This is a genomic window from Rhizobium sp. A37_96 (genome assembly GCF_053521765.1).
Genome location: NZ_JBNWDS010000001.1, coordinates 1,199,922 through 1,214,916 on the forward strand (window position 1 = coordinate 1,199,922; position 14,995 = coordinate 1,214,916).

Below are 14,995 nucleotides of genomic sequence, written 5' to 3' on the forward strand. Positions count from 1 at the left end.
AGACGAGACCCAAGGCAGAGCGCAGTGTCGAATTCCACGCCCGCAACCATCGAAGACGTCGCCCGAATTGCCAATGTTTCGATCGCAACGGTCTCCCGGGCAATCCATATGCCGGAGAAGGTCGCAAACTCGACGCGACTGAAGGTCAATCAGGCGATCGCCGTCACCGGTTACACGACCAACGCCATGGCGCGCAGCCTCAGGCTCGGCCGCTCCAACATGATTCTGGTGGTTGCGCCCGACATCGGCGATCCGAATTTCTCCAATATCCTCATCGGACTGGAGAACGAGGCGCGTTCCCACGGCTATGGCGTCCTCATCGGCCACACGCAGAACGACGCCCAGCGCGGACTGGAATATCTGAAATTCCTGAATTCCAACCAGGCGGCGGGATTGATCCTGTTCACCGGCATCCTGCCCTTCGGGCATCAGACGATGACGGCACGGCTGCCGCCGAGCGTCGGCGTCTTCGAGCCGGTCTTCAATGGCGGCATCCCCTATGTCGGCGTCGACGACGTCGCCGGGGCGCGCAAGGCGGTCGACCTGCTGATCGCCGAAGGTCACCGCAAGATTGCCTTCATCGGCGATTCCCGCACCCGCCTCGCCTACAGCCGGCGGCGCATGGGCTACGAAGCCGGGATGGATGCCGCCGAAATCGGCGCCGATCTCCGCATCGTCTTCGAAGGCGACGGCACGGTCGAGAGCGGGCGGCTGGCCGTCGAGCAGCTTTTCATGCGCGACACGCTGCCGACAGCCTTCATGTGCGTCAACGACCAGACCGCGATCGGCGTGATGATCGGCTTGAAGACGCGCGGCTACGATATCCCGCGAGACTTTTCCGTGACCGGCTTCGACGACGTGCCGCAGGCCGTCTTCATGACGCCGTCGCTGACGACGATCCGTCAGCCGCGTACCGCCATCGGCAAACACGCCATGGCGCTCCTGCTGGAACTCCTGTCGAACGGCCAGCCGACAGAAACGGAAATCCTGCTGCTGCCGGATCTGGTGGTGCGCAATTCGGTGTCGGCGCCGTCCCGTATCAGGCGATAGGGAAGCGCAGCCATGCCGCTCGGTAGCATCGTCCTCTATGTCCGCGACGTGGAAGCGACGATCGGCTTTTACGAGAGACATTTTGGGTTCAAGCCGCTCCGGCAGGACGGTGATCGGATTGTCGAACTATTGGCGCAGGATGGTGGTGCCAATCTGATGATCCATCCTGCAGGAAAGGCCCAGAAAATGGGCCAGGTGCTGGTGAAACTGGTCTTCGATATCGAGCACGTCGAAGCTTTTCGCGCCAAATGCGCTGGCGAAGGCCTCGAATTCGGGCCTCTGCATCAGGCTGACGGCTACGTATTTGCCAATGCCAAGGATCCCTCGGGAAATTCCATCGCCATTTCGAGCCGCGCATTCAGGCGGTAGACCGGGAGGCGACGAATAGCCGCCTCCCGAATTTTTCGATCAAACGTAACGGTTGACGATATTCTCAAGCAGTTCCTGCTTGCCGGACTTCGGCTGCGGATTGACGTCCTTGGTTTCGACCCAGTGGGCGATCTGATCGAGCGAATACTCGCCGCGCAGCAGCTTCTGGCCCTCGGCCGAATCCCAGCCGGCGTAACGGTCTGCGAGCGGCTGCGACAGCGCCTTGTCCTCGATCATCTTGGCGGCTGCCTTGAGGCCGCGGGCGCAGCAATCCATGCCGCCGATGTGACCGATGAGCAGATCTGCCGGATCGAGCGACTGACGGCGCAGCTTGGCGTCGAAGTTCGTGCCGCCGTTCTTGAAGCCGCCGCCTGCCAGAACCTGGTAGTAAGCCAGCGTCATTTCCGGAACATTGTTCGGGAACTGGTCGGTATCCCAGCCGGACTGGTAGTCGTTGCGGTTCATGTCGATCGAGCCGAAGATGCCGAGCGCGTTGGCAAGCGCCAGTTCGTGCTCGAAGGAATGGCCGGCAAGGATCGCATGGCCCTGCTCGATATTGACCTTCACTTCGTTTTCGAGGCCGTTCTTCTTCAGGAAGCCGTAGACGGTCGCGACGTCGTAATCATACTGATGCTTGGTCGGCTCCTGCGGCTTCGGCTCGATGAGGATCGTGCCCTTGAAGCCGATCTTGTGCTTGTACTCGACGACGAGGTTGAGGAAGCGGCCCATCTGGTCGAGTTCGCGCTTCAGGTCGGTGTTGAGCAGGGTCTCGTAGCCTTCGCGGCCGCCCCACAGAACGTAGTTTTCGCCGCCGAGCTTGTGGGTGGCGTCCATGCAGGTCTTCACGGTCGCCGCCGAGAAGGCGAAGACGTCCGGATCGGGATTGGTCGCAGCACCCGACATGAAGCGGCGGTTGGAGAAGAGGTTCGCCGTGCCCCACAGCAGCTTCACGCCGGTATCGGCCTGCTTCTGGGCGAAGTAATCGACGATCTCGTTGAGGTTCTTGGTGTTCTCGGCAAAATTCTTGCCTTCCGGACGCACGTCGGCATCGTGGAAGCAATAGTAGGGAGCGCCGAGCAGCGTGAAGAATTCGAAGGCGACGTCGGCCTTCAACTTGGCGGCTTCCATCGTCTCGTTGAACCACGGGCGAAGGAAGGTCTGGCCGCCGAAGGGATCGCCGCCCGGCCAGGTGAACGTGTGCCAGTAGGCGACGGCAAAGCGCAGATGGTCTTCCATGCGCTTGCCGGCAACGATCTCGTCCTTGTTGTAGTGGCGGAAGGCCAGCGGATTGGTGCTGTCGGGGCCTTCGTATTTTACCTTGCTGATATCGCCGAAAAATCCGGTGCTCATAGTGTGTCTCCTTGGGTTTGGTATTTTCGTATTGTTCCATTGCTCGCAACGCCCCCTCATCCGACCCTTCGGGCCACCTTCTCCCCGGCGGGGAGAAGGTATGGGCGGCTGCCGCAAGCTCTGTCGTTCCCTCTCCCCTCGGGGAGAGGGCAGGGTGAGGGGGTTCACCTCAAACTGTGCTCAGCGGCTTGATCGCCGGATAAAGCGCCCGATAGCGCTTGTAGGCATCGGCATAGGCATCCGTCAGCGACGCCACGGGATCGATTGTGCCGGCCGTCTGCGGCGGGGTGCATACGGCGACGGGATCGGCGCCGGTGGCCGCAATCAGGCCGAGACGCGCGGCACCGAAGGCCGCTCCGAAATCACCGTCGGCCGGCAGGTCGACGGGCACGCCGAGCGCGGTGGCGATCGAGGCCAGCCAGTAGCGGGAACGCGATCCGCCGCCGATGGCGGTGACGCGCGCGATGTCCGTGCCGGCCGAACGCAGCGCTTCCAGATTATCACGGATGGCGAAGGATACGCCTTCGAGCACGGCCTGCGTCAGCACCACGCGGCCGCTTTCATGGCCGAGACCGATGAAGGCGCCGCGGATCGTCGCGTCATTGTGCGGCGTGCGCTCACCCGAGAGATAGGGAAGGAAGGTGACGCTGGTCGGCGCCTTCAGCGTCTCGCCAAGCTCGGCGGTGAGTTCGGCGGCGGACTTGCCCGTTACGTTCGAATGCCAGTTCAGCGCATCGGTTGCCGACAGGATGACGCCCATCTGGTGCCAGGTGTTCGGCAGCGCGTGGCAGAAGGCATGAACGGCGCTCTCCGGCTTCGGCAGATAGGAGCCGTTGGCCGCGAAGAGTACGCCCGACGTGCCGAGCGAAACGAAGGCGGCGCCGTGGCTCACCGTGCCCATGCCGCAGGCCGAGGCCGCATTGTCCCCTGCCCCGCCGGCGACAACGGCATCGCCGGCAATACCCCATTTCGAGGCCAGCTCGCCGCGCAGCTTGCCCGCAACTTCGGTGCCCTCGACCAGCGTCGGCATCTGCTTCTCATCGAGGTTCGTCGCGGCCAGCAGCTCGGAAGACCATTTGCGCTTGCCGGTATCGAGCCAGGACGTGCCGGCGGAATCAGACATTTCCGACATGTGCTCGCCCGTCAGCCAAAGACGCAGATAGTCCTTCGGCAACAGCACCCAGCGCACCTTAGCGAAGACATCCGGCTCATGCTTGGCGACCCATGCGAGCTTCGGCGCGGTGAAGCCGGGGAAGACGATATTGCCGGTCAAGGCGCGGAAGCGCGGATCGGCATCGAGGGCGGCGGCTTCGTGATAGCTGCGCGTGTCGTTCCAGAGAATGCAAGGGCGCAGCACCTTGTCGTCGGCGTCGAGCAGCGTCGCGCCGTGCATCTGGCCGGAAAGTCCGATGCCGCGCACGGCCGCCAGCTCCTTGGGGTGCGCCGCCTTCAGCCCGGCGACGGCTTCTTCCGTCGCGCGGATCCAGTGCGCCGGATCCTGCTCCGACCAGCCGGGATGCGGGCGCGATACGTCGAGCCCGCCATTGGCGGAGCCAATGATCTTCTGATTGCCGTCGATCAGCATCGCTTTGACGCCGGACGTTCCGAGATCGAGACCCAAATACATCAGATGTAACTCCCTATGCTCTGCCGCGTTGAAATGATCAGGGCAGATTGTCCTTCAAGAAAATGTCGAGCCGTATGCGCTCCTGATCGGCGATGACGGCCTGGCCATCGGCGGTCGCCTTCATGATGCGTATGGCGCTGCGCACCTCATGGCCGGCATCCTGATTGAGAACGGCATCGATCGTGCCGTCGATCAGCGCTGCCCGCGTGTGCTGCGTCAGCTCATGCACGACCACCGTCAACCCGCGCTCGGGCCTGACGGCCTTCAAGGCAGCGATCAGACCCCTGTTGCCGGCACCAAGATTGTAGATGCCGATAATCTCCGTGTTTTCGGAAAGCGCCTTGGAAACGAGCGATCTGGTTCGCTCCGAAGCGTCGCGCCCTTCCAGCACGGGCAACAGCCGCAGCTTGGGAAACTCCGCCGCCATAACGGCCGAAAAGCCCTGCAGGCGCTCGCGATGGTCGCGCACCAGCATGGAGCCGGCAAGAACCGTAATCTCGCCCTCGCGGCCACCGAGAAACCGCCCGAGTAGCCGGGCAGCGGTGCGGCCGGCGGCGATATTGTCGATACCGGCATAGTGATGGCGGTTGGAATCGCTAAGGTCCGAAACCAGCGTGACGACAGGAATGCGCTCGGACACCAGCCGGTCGACGGCGGCCCGCACCTCCGGCGCATCGGTCGCCACGAGGGCAACACCGGCGATATCCTGCCCCTGCAATGTATCGAGCGCCGCAACCAGAGCCGGTACATCGAAAGCCGGCACCTCGACGATGCGGATATCCGTACGCTCTATGCTCGCGCGCAGGGTCGCCTGATGCACCTCGAAGCGCAGCCCGTGCATGAAGGAATTGTCGCCCGTCGGCACGATGAAAACGAGGGGATAGACGCGGCCCTTGGCCAGATTGGCGGCGGCAACGTCACGGATGTAACCGATCTCGCGGATGGCCGCCTCGACCTTTTCCCGCGTCACCAGCCGCACGCCCGGCCGCTGGTTCAGCACGCGGTCGACGGTAGCGAGGCTGACGCCTGCAACGGCAGCGATATCATGCACGGTCGGTCTCATCGGCTCCTCCTGCAGACACCCTTACTTCGATTTTTGATGTACGTAAATCAAAAATTTCTGACCGTGGGATTTTCCAGCCGTTCGCAGTCCGGAAACAAAAAAGGCCCCTCGCAAGGAGGGGCCCAGTCTTGGGAGTATTTTTTAAAGGATATCAGTGGCCTCCGCCACCGCCACCACCGCCTGGCGCGCTTGGCTTGCTCAGCATGAGCACGCCGAGGATCATCGCCAGGAACAGCACGGTCAGCATCAGGAAGATGTCGCCGAAGGACATGACGATCGCCTGCTGCGTCGCCATGTTGACCATTTGTCTCAAGGCGGCCTGTTCGCCATCCAGGCCGGCGGCATTGAAGTTGGCGGCCATGTTGTTCAGCTGCGTGACGGCAGCGTGGCTGCCCCAATGAACATGGTCGCGCAGGCTGAAGTAATGCTGGTCCTGGCGGTTCGTCAGCAGCGTGTTGATGATCGCGAGGCCGACGGCGCCGCCGAGGTTACGCGTCAGGTTGAACAGGCCGGAGGCGCCGCGCATGCGGGCGGGCGGCATGGTTCCAAGCGCGATGTTGTTGATCGGCACCATGCACAGCATCAGGCCGAAACCGCGCAGGATCTGCGGGATCAGCAGTTCCCAGAAGTCCCAGTCCACCGTCAGATGCATCATGATGTAGGTGCCGGCCGAGAAGCTGGTGAAACCGATGATCATCAGGATGCGCAGATCCACCCTGCCCGCCAGGAAGCCGGCAAGCGGCGCCGTGAAGAACATGGTCAGACCGGAGACGAACATCGTCTCGCCGATCTGCAGCGAATCGTAACCGCGGATGCGCGCAAGATAGAGCGGGTAGATATAGGTCAGTCCGTAGAGGCCGATACCCATGACGAAGGAGAACATCGAGCCGAAGGAGAAGTTCTTGTTGGTGAACGCCTTCAGATCGACCACGGGGAAATCCACCGTAAAGGCGCGATAGAAGAAGATCACCGCACCGATGGCCGAGGCGATGGCGCCGATGACGATGTAACTATCGTTGAACCAGTCGTTCGTATTGCCTTCCTCGAGCACATATTCCAGCGCACCAAGGAAAACGCCCATCGAGATCAGCCCCCACCAGTCGAATTTCTTCATCAGCGACAGTTCGGGCTTGTCGAAATCGATGAAATTCCAGGTGACGATGGCAACGACGATGCCCGGCGGGATGTTGACCAGGAACAGCCAGTGCCACGAAAAGGCATTGGAAAGATAACCGCCGACCGTCGGGCCGATGGTCGGCGCCAGCGTCGCGATCAGGCCGATGATCGGCGATACGACGTTGCGCTTGGACGGCGGGAAGATCGTGAAGGCGGCCGCGAAGACCGAAGGGATCATGCCGCCGCCGATAAAGCCCTGCAGCGCGCGGTAGATGATCATCTGGTCGATGTTCGTGGCGGTCGCGGCAAGCGCGCTCGCCGCGGTGAAGCCGGCGGCCGAGATCGCGAACAGATAACGCGTGGAAATGATGCGCGCCAGCGTTCCCGACAGCGGGATCATGATGACTTCGGCGATCAGATAGGCCGTCTGCACCCAGCCGATTTCATCCGAGCCGGCGCTAAGGCCGGCCTGGATTTCGCTGAGCGACGCCGAGACGATCTGAATGTCGAGGATCGACATGAACATGCCGAGCACCATCGCCAGGAAGGCGATGAGCTTTCTCGGCTCGATATGATCGGCCGCGGCTGGCGCGGCGGGCCCGGCGGCGCGTGGGGGCGCTCCGGCTGTAGTGCTGGCGGACGACATGGCGCGTCTCTCCCGAGCTTGATCGCTTACTTGTCCGGTGCCGTGCGGGTATCGACGTCGACGACGACGCTGAGGCCTGCGCGCAGACGGCCGGTGTTGAGCGCATCCTGCGGCAATGCGATGCGGACAGGCACGCGCTGGATGATCTTGGTGAAGTTACCCGTCGCGTTTTCCGGCGGCAGGAGCGAGAAGACCGAGCCCGAAGCCGGCGAGATCGACTCGACGGCGCCGACGATCGGATGATCGCTATAGGCATCGACGTGGATATTGACCTTGGAGCCGGGAACCAGATGCTGGATCTGCGTTTCCTTGAAGTTCGCATCGATATAGAGCTGCCGGATCGGCACGAGCGCCATCAGCTTCTGGCCCGGAGAAACCAGATCGCCTTCCTGCAGCGAGCGGTTGCCGACGATACCGTCGTAGGGTGCCTTCAGCACGGTGAACGACAGGTCTCGCGAGGCCTTGTCACGAGCGGCCTCGAGCCCCTTGATCGTGCTTTCGGCCTGGCGGCGCTGGGCCTGCAGCAGGTTGATGTTGGCCTGTGCGGATGCGATGGCGGCATCGCCGCCGACCAGGTTGGCCTTGGCTTGGTCGAGCGCGATATTGGCGCTATCCAAGGCGGCCGTGGTGCCGACCGACTTGGCTTGCAGTTCGGCAGCGCGCGTCTGGGTGATCTGGGCGCCACGGACGGTGGCTTCCAGGGCAACCTTCTGTGCCTGCGACTGCGCAAGAGCGGCCTGGCCGGCTGCGATCTGGGCATCGATGGTATGAAGCGAAAGCTGTTCGGTATCGAGCGAAGCCTGAGCCTGGTCCAGCGCGAGCTTGTAGTCGCCATCGTCAAGCGTGGCAAGCACGTCGCCGGCCTTGACCTCCTGGTTGGCCACGACATTCACCTTGGCGACGTAGCCGGTCACCTTCGGCGAGATCGTTGCCATGTCGCCTTCGATATAGGCGTCGTCGGTGGAGACCATGAAGCGGCCGTTCGTCCACCAGTCATAGCCGTACCAGCCGCCTGCCGCCAGGGCCAGGATACCGACGATCGGCATTACCAGGCTGCGCCGCTTCTTTGCCGGCGGCGGTGGGGCCGCAGGGGCCGGAGAAGCTGGCGCAGCCTGGGCGGGGGCGGGGTTGCCGCGCGTTTCGGCTGCAGGAGCATCGGCAGGTGCCCCGGCTTCCCGAGCTTCCGCCTCGGCATCAGCGGGCTCGTTCACGATCCGCGCTACATTGTTTCCATGACTTGACGACATTGCCCTACCACCGAAATCTAGGTAAAAATAATCGAACCGAACGGTTCAGTTCAATTGACATAGAGCCTTTTTCATTCCATATCAAGAGATATCGAACTGAGCGGTTCGATTTATTTGGCGAATCTGTTTAAGATTCAGAAAAAATGATCGAGTGAAGGAGACGATGAAACACGAATCGCAAAATGCCGCTGTGTTGAACGCGCCCGCGCCAGGTTCCGGTGGCCGTTGGGCGGCGGGCGAAGATCCGGTCAAACGCCATCAGATTCTGGAAGGCGCCAAACGTGTCTTTATGAAGATGGGCTTCGATGCGGCGAGCATGAACGATGTCACCCGCGAAGCGGGCGTCTCCAAGGGCACTCTTTACGTCTATTTCGCCAACAAGGAAGACCTGTTCTCCGCCATGATGGAGAGCGAACGTACCCAGTTCGTCAACCTTGTGCGCACGGCGCTGTCAGACGAAGCGGATGTCACGACGTCTCTTTATGATTTCGGCATCGTCTTCGTCACCCACGTCACCTCGGACAAGACCATCAGCGCCATGCGTACGGTCATCGGCGTGCGCGAACGCATGCCCTCGCTCTGTCAGCGCTTCTTCACGGGTCCGGAAAACCTGCGGACCGTGCTGCGCGGCTTCCTTGAGCGGCAGGTCGCGGCCGGACATCTCAAGATCGACGACTTCGACATGGCAGCCCGCCATTTTCTCGAAATGGCCAGCGGCGGCTACTTCAAGCTGCGGCTGTTCGGCGATATGGAAGAGCCGCCGTCCAAGGAAGAGATCGACTATGTCGTGCGCGGCGCCGTGCGCGTCTTCCTGGCGGGCTACGCTCCGGACCGCAAGGATTGATGCCGAAAACCTCCTTATTGCCGGTGAGTGGCTAAGCGAGCCAACTCCGCAACAGCGATCAAGCGGCACCGCCGTCCATCGCCTATGACTGGCCCGGCAACCAGGGAGTCGAAGATGAGCGCGATCGGCAAGGCGATATGGTACATTGAAAGCCATTTTGCATCCGAGATCTCGCTGGACGAGATTGCCGGGATAGCGGGGCTGTCGCGCTTCCACCTGTCGCGCGTTTTCGGCATGACCACGGGCCATTCGATCAGCAGCTATATCCGGAGCCGCCGCCTCAGCGGGGCGGCCCTCGCGCTGGTCGACAGTTCTTCTTCCATTCTCCAGGTTGCCCTCGATGCCGGCTACGGCTCGCACGAGGCGTTCACCCGTGCCTTCCGCGAGCAATTCGGCATCACGCCGGAAAGCCTGCGCAAACAGGGGCACGTTCGCAACCTCGCTCTACAGGAGCCGATCAGAATGGACGACACCCGCCTTCCCAAACTCGACGCGCCGCGCTTCGAGACCCGTGCCCCGATGCTTCTCGCCGGTCTCGCGGAGACCTATGCTCACGACGCCAACCAGGCGATCCCCTCGCTCTGGCAGAAATTCAACCAGCATTTCGGCCATATTCCGGGCCAGGTCGGTAACGTCGCCTACGGTGTCTGCACCCAGGTCGACGGAAACAGCGAGGGCTTTCGCTACATGTCCGCCGTCGAAGTGACCGGGGCCGATGACCTGCCCGAAGGGTTCGTCACCACGAAGCTGCCGCAGCAACGCTATGCAATCTTCGCGCATCGCGGCCACATCTCCGGCATCACCGGAACGGTGCACCAGATCTTCGGCGAATGGCTGCCGGAATCGGGCCACCAGCACGCCGGCGTACCCGACATGATGGAACGCTACGACGACCGCTTCGATCCGCGTACCGGCATGGGCGTGACGGAGATCTGGATCCCCCTGAAAGCCTGAAGCGCGAGAAACGAATCTGAAAGATTGCGATGCGATTTGGAAACAAGGCCGCCGCCATCAAACCGGCTGCGGCCTTGTACGGACGACGGCGCTCCTTACATTACGGCCATTCTGGAGAGGCCGGGGCTGGGGGTCAGCAGCGGCGAATGCTGACAAAAGGGGAAATCGTCCATGAATATTGTTGGGCTCATACAGGATCCCGGCGCGTGGGTCGCACTCATCACGCTCGTCGTCATGGAGGTGGTCCTCGGCATAGACAACCTCATCTTCATCTCGATCCTGACCAACAAGCTGCCGGCGGAACACCGCGACAGGGCGCGCAAGATCGGCATCGGTCTCGCCCTCGTCATGCGCCTCGCCTTGCTCGGCACCGTCGCCTGGATCGTACAGCTGACGCAGCCGGTGTTCGAGCTGTTCGGCCAGGGCTTCTCCTGGAAGGATATGATCCTGATCGGCGGCGGCCTCTTCCTCGTCTGGAAGGCCACGAAGGAGATCCATCACAACGTCGATCCGCAGGAACAGGGCGAGGATTTCATCGCCAAATCGACGACATCGAGTTTCGCCTCGGCCATCGGCCAGATCCTGCTGCTCGACCTGGTGTTCTCGATCGACAGCATCATCACCGCCGTCGGCATGACGCCGCATCTGCCGATCATGTTCGTCGCCGTGATTGCCGCCGTCACGGTCATGCTGGTGGCCGCAAACCCGCTCGCCAACTTCATCGAAAAGAACCCCAGCATCGTCATGCTGGCGCTCGCCTTCCTGCTGATGATCGGTACGACCCTGATCGCCGAAGGCATGGGAGTGCACGTTCCCAAGGGCTACATCTACGCCGCCATGGCCTTCTCGGCTCTCGTGGAGGTGCTCAACATGCTGGCGCGCAACCGCAGGAAAAGAGCATCCGGCGGTCATTGATCCGCAGCCGTTGACTGCGAGGGCCGCACCCCGAAATGGGTGCGGCCTCGATGGCAGCCGGTCAGTCCTGAACGTGGATGTCGACCCATTCGCCGATATCGCCGCGTCCGTAAATATCGACCTTGATCCAGACGTTGCCGCGAACGATGAGGTTGCCGGCGTCGTTGGCGATGTCGCCGTTTGCCAGCATGGCTTCCAGCTTCTGGCGATTGGACGCCTGCGAGAAGAAGCTGTCGCCCTGGTCGCCCCGGTCGCGGCGGCGATAGGCGTGATAGTTCGCGCGGTCCTGCCGGATGATCTGCCAGGGCAGCGTCAGGCGCTCGCCCTTGGAGTTGTAGAGATCGTCGCTGCCGATATAGGCGCGGTAGGACTCGATCAGTCGTGCGGAGCTGTCGCGCGTGATGGTCGATTGGGCGGCGGCGACATCGACCATGGAAGCCGCCAATAAGAAGCTCAAAATCAATTTCTTCATTATTTCCTCGCGGTGAATGATTGAAGACCTATTTCGCCACTGCCGTAGAAATTGCAAATCAAATTCGGCAAGCGTATGGCTTTTATCCCGATACCCTTACGAAGGGTAAATCTGCGCGGTGAATTCGCAAGGGCCGGCTCTTTTCGAGGCAACGCGCCGCCCTTGGCGCCTCTGCCTCTCTCCCGGTGCAGTTTCCCTTGACGCCACCCCTTGAATATGGCCTAAGGCCAGCCATACGGAAATCGTGGAATTGAAGCGGCAAATCGCCCTTTTCCGGCCGGTTTCCTGATCCAGATACACATTTTCGGCTGGACGGCGCTTGTCCAAAGCGCAGCCCGGCCTTTTATGATGGGCAAACAAGATGACCACTTCAGGCGTTCGCGTCCGCATCGCACCCTCCCCCACCGGCGAGCCGCATGTCGGCACGGCCTATATCGCGCTGTTCAACTATCTCTTCGCCAAGAAACACGGCGGCGAGTTCATCCTGCGCATCGAGGATACCGACGCGACCCGCTCCACCCCGGAATTCGAGACCAAGGTGCTCGACGCCCTGAAATGGTGCGGCCTGAAATGGTCCGAAGGACCCGATATCGGCGGCCCTTACGGCCCCTATCGCCAGAGCGACCGCAAGGAACTCTACAAGCCCTACGTCGAACAGATCGTCAGCGCGGGACACGGCTTCCGCTGCTTCTGCACGCCCGAGCGTCTGGAAAAGATGCGCGAGGCGCAGCGCGCCGCCGGCCTGCCGCCGAAGTACGACGGCCACTGTTTGAACCTTTCGGCTGAAGAGGTCACTTCGCGCGTCGCCGCCGGCGAGCCGCATGTCGTGCGCATGAAGATCCCGACCGAAGGCTCCTGCAAGTTCCATGACGGCGTCTACGGCGATGTCGAAATCCCGTGGGATGCCGTCGACATGCAGGTACTGCTCAAGGCCGACGGCATGCCGACCTATCACATGGCCAACGTCGTCGACGACCATCTGATGAAGATCACCCATGTCGCGCGCGGCGAGGAATGGCTCGCTTCCGTGCCGAAGCACATCCTGATCTATCAGTATCTCGGCTGGGAGCCGCCTGTTTTCATGCATCTGTCGCTGATGCGCAATGCCGACAAGTCGAAGCTGTCGAAGCGTAAGAACCCGACGTCCATCTCCTATTACACGGCGCTCGGCTATATCCCCGAGGCGCTGATGAACTTCCTCGGCCTGTTCTTCATGCAGATCGCCGAAGGCGACGAGCTGCTGACGATGGAAGAGCTCGCCGCAAAGTTCGATCCGGAGAACCTGTCCAAGGCCGGCGCGATCTTCGACATCCAGAAGCTCGACTGGCTGAACGGCCGCTGGATCCGCGAGAAGCTCTCGGAAGAGGAATTCCAGCAGCGTGTCCTGACCTGGGCGATGGAAAACAGCCGCCTGCAGGAAGGCCTGAAGCTGTCGCAGTCGCGCATCACCAAGCTCGGCGAGCTACCCGATCTCGCCGGTTTCCTGTTCAAGTCCGACCTCAACCTCGATCCTTCGGCCTTTGCCAAGATCAAGTCGACACCGGAAGAGCTGCTGGAAATCCTGAACACGGTGCAGCCGGACCTCGAAAAGATCCTCGAATGGAATGTCGAGACGATCGAAGCCGAGCTGCGCGCCATCGCCGACCGCATGGGCAAGAAGCTGAAGGTCATCGTCGCGCCGCTCTTCGTCGCCGTATCGGGCTCCTCGCGTTCCCTGCCGCTTTTCGATAGCATGGCGATCCTCGGCCGTTCCGTCGTGCGCCAGCGGCTGAAACTCGCGGCCCAGACCGTTGCGACCCTCGTCGGCCCGAAGAATTGAACCGGACGTAGAACCATGAACGACAAGACAGAAACCGCCACCCTCTCCTCCGACGCAACGGAAGTTCGCGCGCAGAAGCTGAAGCTGCTGCGCGAGCAGATCGGCGACGTCTATCCGGCGCATTTCCACCGGACGATGACCAATGCCGAGCTGGCTGCGAAATATGAAGGGCTGGAGCCGGACACGGAGACCGGCGATGTCGTCACCGTCGCCGGCCGCGTCTATTCCTCGCGCAATTCCGGCATGTTCATGGATATTCATGACGCCTCGGCGAAGATCCAGATCTTCAGCCACAAGGACGTAACCGGCGAAGAGGCCCGCGCCCTGCTGCCGATGATCGACATCGGCGACATCATCGGCGTTACCGGACTCGTGCGCCGCACCAAGCGCGGCGAGCTGACGATCAACGCGCAGCAGATCACCATGCTGACCAAGTCGCTGCTGCCGATGCCGGAAAAGTGGCACGGCCTCTCCGACATCGAGCTGCGCTACCGCAAGCGCCACCTCGACATCATGACCAACGAGGAATCGAAGCTTCGCTTCCAGCAGCGCAGCCGCATCGTCTCCGGCATCCGCCGCTTCATGGAAAATGACGGCTTCATGGAAGTCGAGACGCCGATGCTGCACTCGGTCTATGGCGGCGCCACCGCCGAGCCGTTCAAGACGCATCACAACACGCTGAAGCTCGACATGTACCTGCGCATCGCGCCGGAACTGTTCCTGAAGCGAACGCTGGTTTCGGGCCTGACCGACAAGGTGTTCGAGATCAACCGCAACTTCCGCAACGAAGGCGTCTCCACCCGGCACAATCCAGAATTCACCATGATGGAGTGTTACTGGGCCTATGCCGACTACGAGGACATCATGGACCTCGTCGAGCGCCTGTTCTCGACGCTCGCCATGTCGATCCACGGCAGCACCGAATTCGCCTTCGGCGACAAGCAGATCTCCTTCAAGGGTCCGTTCCGCCGCGTGCCGATGCCAGACGCCGTCAAGGAAGCGACCGGTATCGACTTCCTGGCGATCAAGACCGACGAAGAAGCCCGCGCCGCCTCCAAGGCCGCCGGTTTCGCCGTCGAGAAGGACGCCACCTGGGGCGAATGCCTTGCCTTCATTTTCGAAGAGAAGGTCGAGGGCACGCTGATCCAGCCGGCGCATGTCACGCATTTCCCGAAGGACATCTCGCCCTTCGCCAAGGAAGTGCCGGGCGAGCCCCGCCTCGTCGAGCGCTTCGAGACCTATTGCAACGCCTGGGAACTCGGCAACGCCTTCTCGGAACTCAACGATCCGGAAGAGCAGCGCGCCCGCATGGTCGAGCAGCTCGAGCAGGCGCATGCGCGCGGCGAAAAGCAGAAGGAACTGGACGAGGAATTCCTCGACGCGATCGATCAGGGCATGCCGCCGGCCGGCGGTCTCGGCATCGGCGTGGACCGCCTCATCATGCTTTTGACCAACTCGCCGTCGATCCGCGACATCATCCTGTTCCCGGCCCGTCGCAACAAGGCGGACTGAGACAGTCCTCG

General features: G+C 61.9%; 13 protein-coding genes. 7 read left to right on the plus strand and 6 right to left on the minus strand.

Features of this window, described 5'->3' with window-relative positions:
• The first annotated feature begins 24 nt into the window (after nt 1–24).
• Both ACQZ6J_RS05805 and ACQZ6J_RS05810 read left to right on the plus strand, forming a co-directional pair.
• Nucleotides 25–1,050, plus strand: a complete 1,026-nt coding sequence (locus tag ACQZ6J_RS05805) for a LacI family DNA-binding transcriptional regulator (protein ID WP_449082563.1) — start codon at nt 25–27, stop codon at nt 1,048–1,050.
• Nucleotides 1,051–1,062: 12 nt separating this feature from the next.
• Nucleotides 1,063–1,419 (plus strand): VOC family protein, encoded by a 357-nt coding sequence (locus tag ACQZ6J_RS05810; RefSeq protein WP_449082565.1) that lies wholly within the window; start codon nt 1,063–1,065, stop codon nt 1,417–1,419.
• A gap of 39 nt (nt 1,420–1,458) precedes the next feature.
• Here the strand turns inward: ACQZ6J_RS05810 and xylA are convergent, their stop codons facing one another.
• The 5 genes from xylA to ACQZ6J_RS05835 form a co-directional block, all read right to left on the minus strand.
• Complete coding sequence (gene xylA, locus ACQZ6J_RS05815; RefSeq protein WP_449082567.1) at nt 1,459–2,769, minus strand: xylose isomerase; 1,311 nt, start codon at nt 2,767–2,769, stop codon at nt 1,459–1,461.
• A gap of 169 nt (nt 2,770–2,938) precedes the next feature.
• The gene (gene xylB / locus ACQZ6J_RS05820; protein WP_449082569.1) at nt 2,939–4,396 is read right to left on the minus strand and encodes a xylulokinase; all 1,458 of its coding nucleotides are present in this window, start codon (nt 4,394–4,396) and stop codon (nt 2,939–2,941) included.
• A 37-nt stretch (nt 4,397–4,433) separates the two neighbouring features.
• Nucleotides 4,434–5,459, minus strand: a complete 1,026-nt coding sequence (locus tag ACQZ6J_RS05825; RefSeq protein WP_449082571.1) for a LacI family DNA-binding transcriptional regulator — start codon at nt 5,457–5,459, stop codon at nt 4,434–4,436.
• A 151-nt stretch (nt 5,460–5,610) separates the two neighbouring features.
• The gene (locus tag ACQZ6J_RS05830; protein ID WP_163986828.1) at nt 5,611–7,221 is read right to left on the minus strand and encodes a DHA2 family efflux MFS transporter permease subunit; all 1,611 of its coding nucleotides are present in this window, start codon (nt 7,219–7,221) and stop codon (nt 5,611–5,613) included.
• Nucleotides 7,222–7,247: 26 nt separating this feature from the next.
• Complete coding sequence (locus ACQZ6J_RS05835; protein WP_449082573.1) at nt 7,248–8,468, minus strand: HlyD family secretion protein; 1,221 nt, start codon at nt 8,466–8,468, stop codon at nt 7,248–7,250.
• Between the two features lie 163 nt (nt 8,469–8,631).
• On the opposite strand from ACQZ6J_RS05835, the gene ACQZ6J_RS05840 reads away from it, so the two are divergent.
• From ACQZ6J_RS05840 to ACQZ6J_RS05850, 3 genes are all read left to right on the plus strand, one after another.
• Nucleotides 8,632–9,312, plus strand: a complete 681-nt coding sequence (locus ACQZ6J_RS05840; RefSeq protein ID WP_163986830.1) for a TetR/AcrR family transcriptional regulator — start codon at nt 8,632–8,634, stop codon at nt 9,310–9,312.
• 114 nt (nt 9,313–9,426) lie between these two features.
• Entirely contained in the window at nt 9,427–10,266 is an 840-nt protein-coding gene (locus tag ACQZ6J_RS05845; RefSeq protein WP_449082576.1) for an AraC family transcriptional regulator, read from the plus strand.
• A 171-nt stretch (nt 10,267–10,437) separates the two neighbouring features.
• Entirely contained in the window at nt 10,438–11,181 is a 744-nt protein-coding gene (locus ACQZ6J_RS05850; RefSeq protein WP_163986832.1) for a TerC family protein, read from the plus strand.
• A 61-nt stretch (nt 11,182–11,242) separates the two neighbouring features.
• Here ACQZ6J_RS05850 and ACQZ6J_RS05855 read toward each other — a convergent pair whose 3' ends face one another.
• Nucleotides 11,243–11,653 carry a hypothetical protein gene (locus ACQZ6J_RS05855; RefSeq protein WP_163986833.1) on the minus strand — a complete coding sequence of 137 codons (411 nt, stop codon included), beginning with the start codon at nt 11,651–11,653 and terminating at the stop codon, nt 11,243–11,245.
• A gap of 361 nt (nt 11,654–12,014) precedes the next feature.
• On the opposite strand from ACQZ6J_RS05855, the gene gltX reads away from it, so the two are divergent.
• Nucleotides 12,015–13,472, plus strand: a complete 1,458-nt coding sequence (gene gltX, locus ACQZ6J_RS05860; protein WP_449082578.1) for a glutamate--tRNA ligase — start codon at nt 12,015–12,017, stop codon at nt 13,470–13,472.
• Nucleotides 13,473–13,487: 15 nt separating this feature from the next.
• Nucleotides 13,488–14,984, plus strand: coding sequence for a lysine--tRNA ligase (lysS, locus tag ACQZ6J_RS05865; RefSeq protein WP_449082580.1), 1,497 nt, complete (start codon nt 13,488–13,490; stop codon nt 14,982–14,984).
• The last annotated feature ends 11 nt before the right edge of the window (nt 14,985–14,995 follow it).

What these genes read in the sequence shown, in the direction of transcription:
- ACQZ6J_RS05810 (WP_449082565.1), top strand. Translation starts at nt 1,063, where the DNA reads ATGCCGCTCGGTAGCATCGTCCTCTATGTCCGCGACGTGGAAGCGACG.
- xylA (WP_449082567.1), bottom strand. Translation starts at nt 2,769, where the DNA reads ATGAGCACCGGATTTTTCGGCGATATCAGCAAGGTAAAATACGAAGGC.
- xylB (WP_449082569.1), bottom strand. Translation starts at nt 4,396, where the DNA reads ATGTATTTGGGTCTCGATCTCGGAACGTCCGGCGTCAAAGCGATGCTG.
- ACQZ6J_RS05825 (WP_449082571.1), bottom strand. Translation starts at nt 5,459, where the DNA reads ATGAGACCGACCGTGCATGATATCGCTGCCGTTGCAGGCGTCAGCCTC.
- ACQZ6J_RS05830 (WP_163986828.1), bottom strand. Translation starts at nt 7,221, where the DNA reads ATGTCGTCCGCCAGCACTACAGCCGGAGCGCCCCCACGCGCCGCCGGG.
- ACQZ6J_RS05835 (WP_449082573.1), bottom strand. Translation starts at nt 8,468, where the DNA reads ATGTCGTCAAGTCATGGAAACAATGTAGCGCGGATCGTGAACGAGCCC.
- ACQZ6J_RS05840 (WP_163986830.1), top strand. Translation starts at nt 8,632, where the DNA reads ATGAAACACGAATCGCAAAATGCCGCTGTGTTGAACGCGCCCGCGCCA.
- ACQZ6J_RS05845 (WP_449082576.1), top strand. Translation starts at nt 9,427, where the DNA reads ATGAGCGCGATCGGCAAGGCGATATGGTACATTGAAAGCCATTTTGCA.
- ACQZ6J_RS05850 (WP_163986832.1), top strand. Translation starts at nt 10,438, where the DNA reads ATGAATATTGTTGGGCTCATACAGGATCCCGGCGCGTGGGTCGCACTC.
- ACQZ6J_RS05855 (WP_163986833.1), bottom strand. Translation starts at nt 11,653, where the DNA reads ATGAAGAAATTGATTTTGAGCTTCTTATTGGCGGCTTCCATGGTCGAT.
- gltX (WP_449082578.1), top strand. Translation starts at nt 12,015, where the DNA reads ATGACCACTTCAGGCGTTCGCGTCCGCATCGCACCCTCCCCCACCGGC.
- lysS (WP_449082580.1), top strand. Translation starts at nt 13,488, where the DNA reads ATGAACGACAAGACAGAAACCGCCACCCTCTCCTCCGACGCAACGGAA.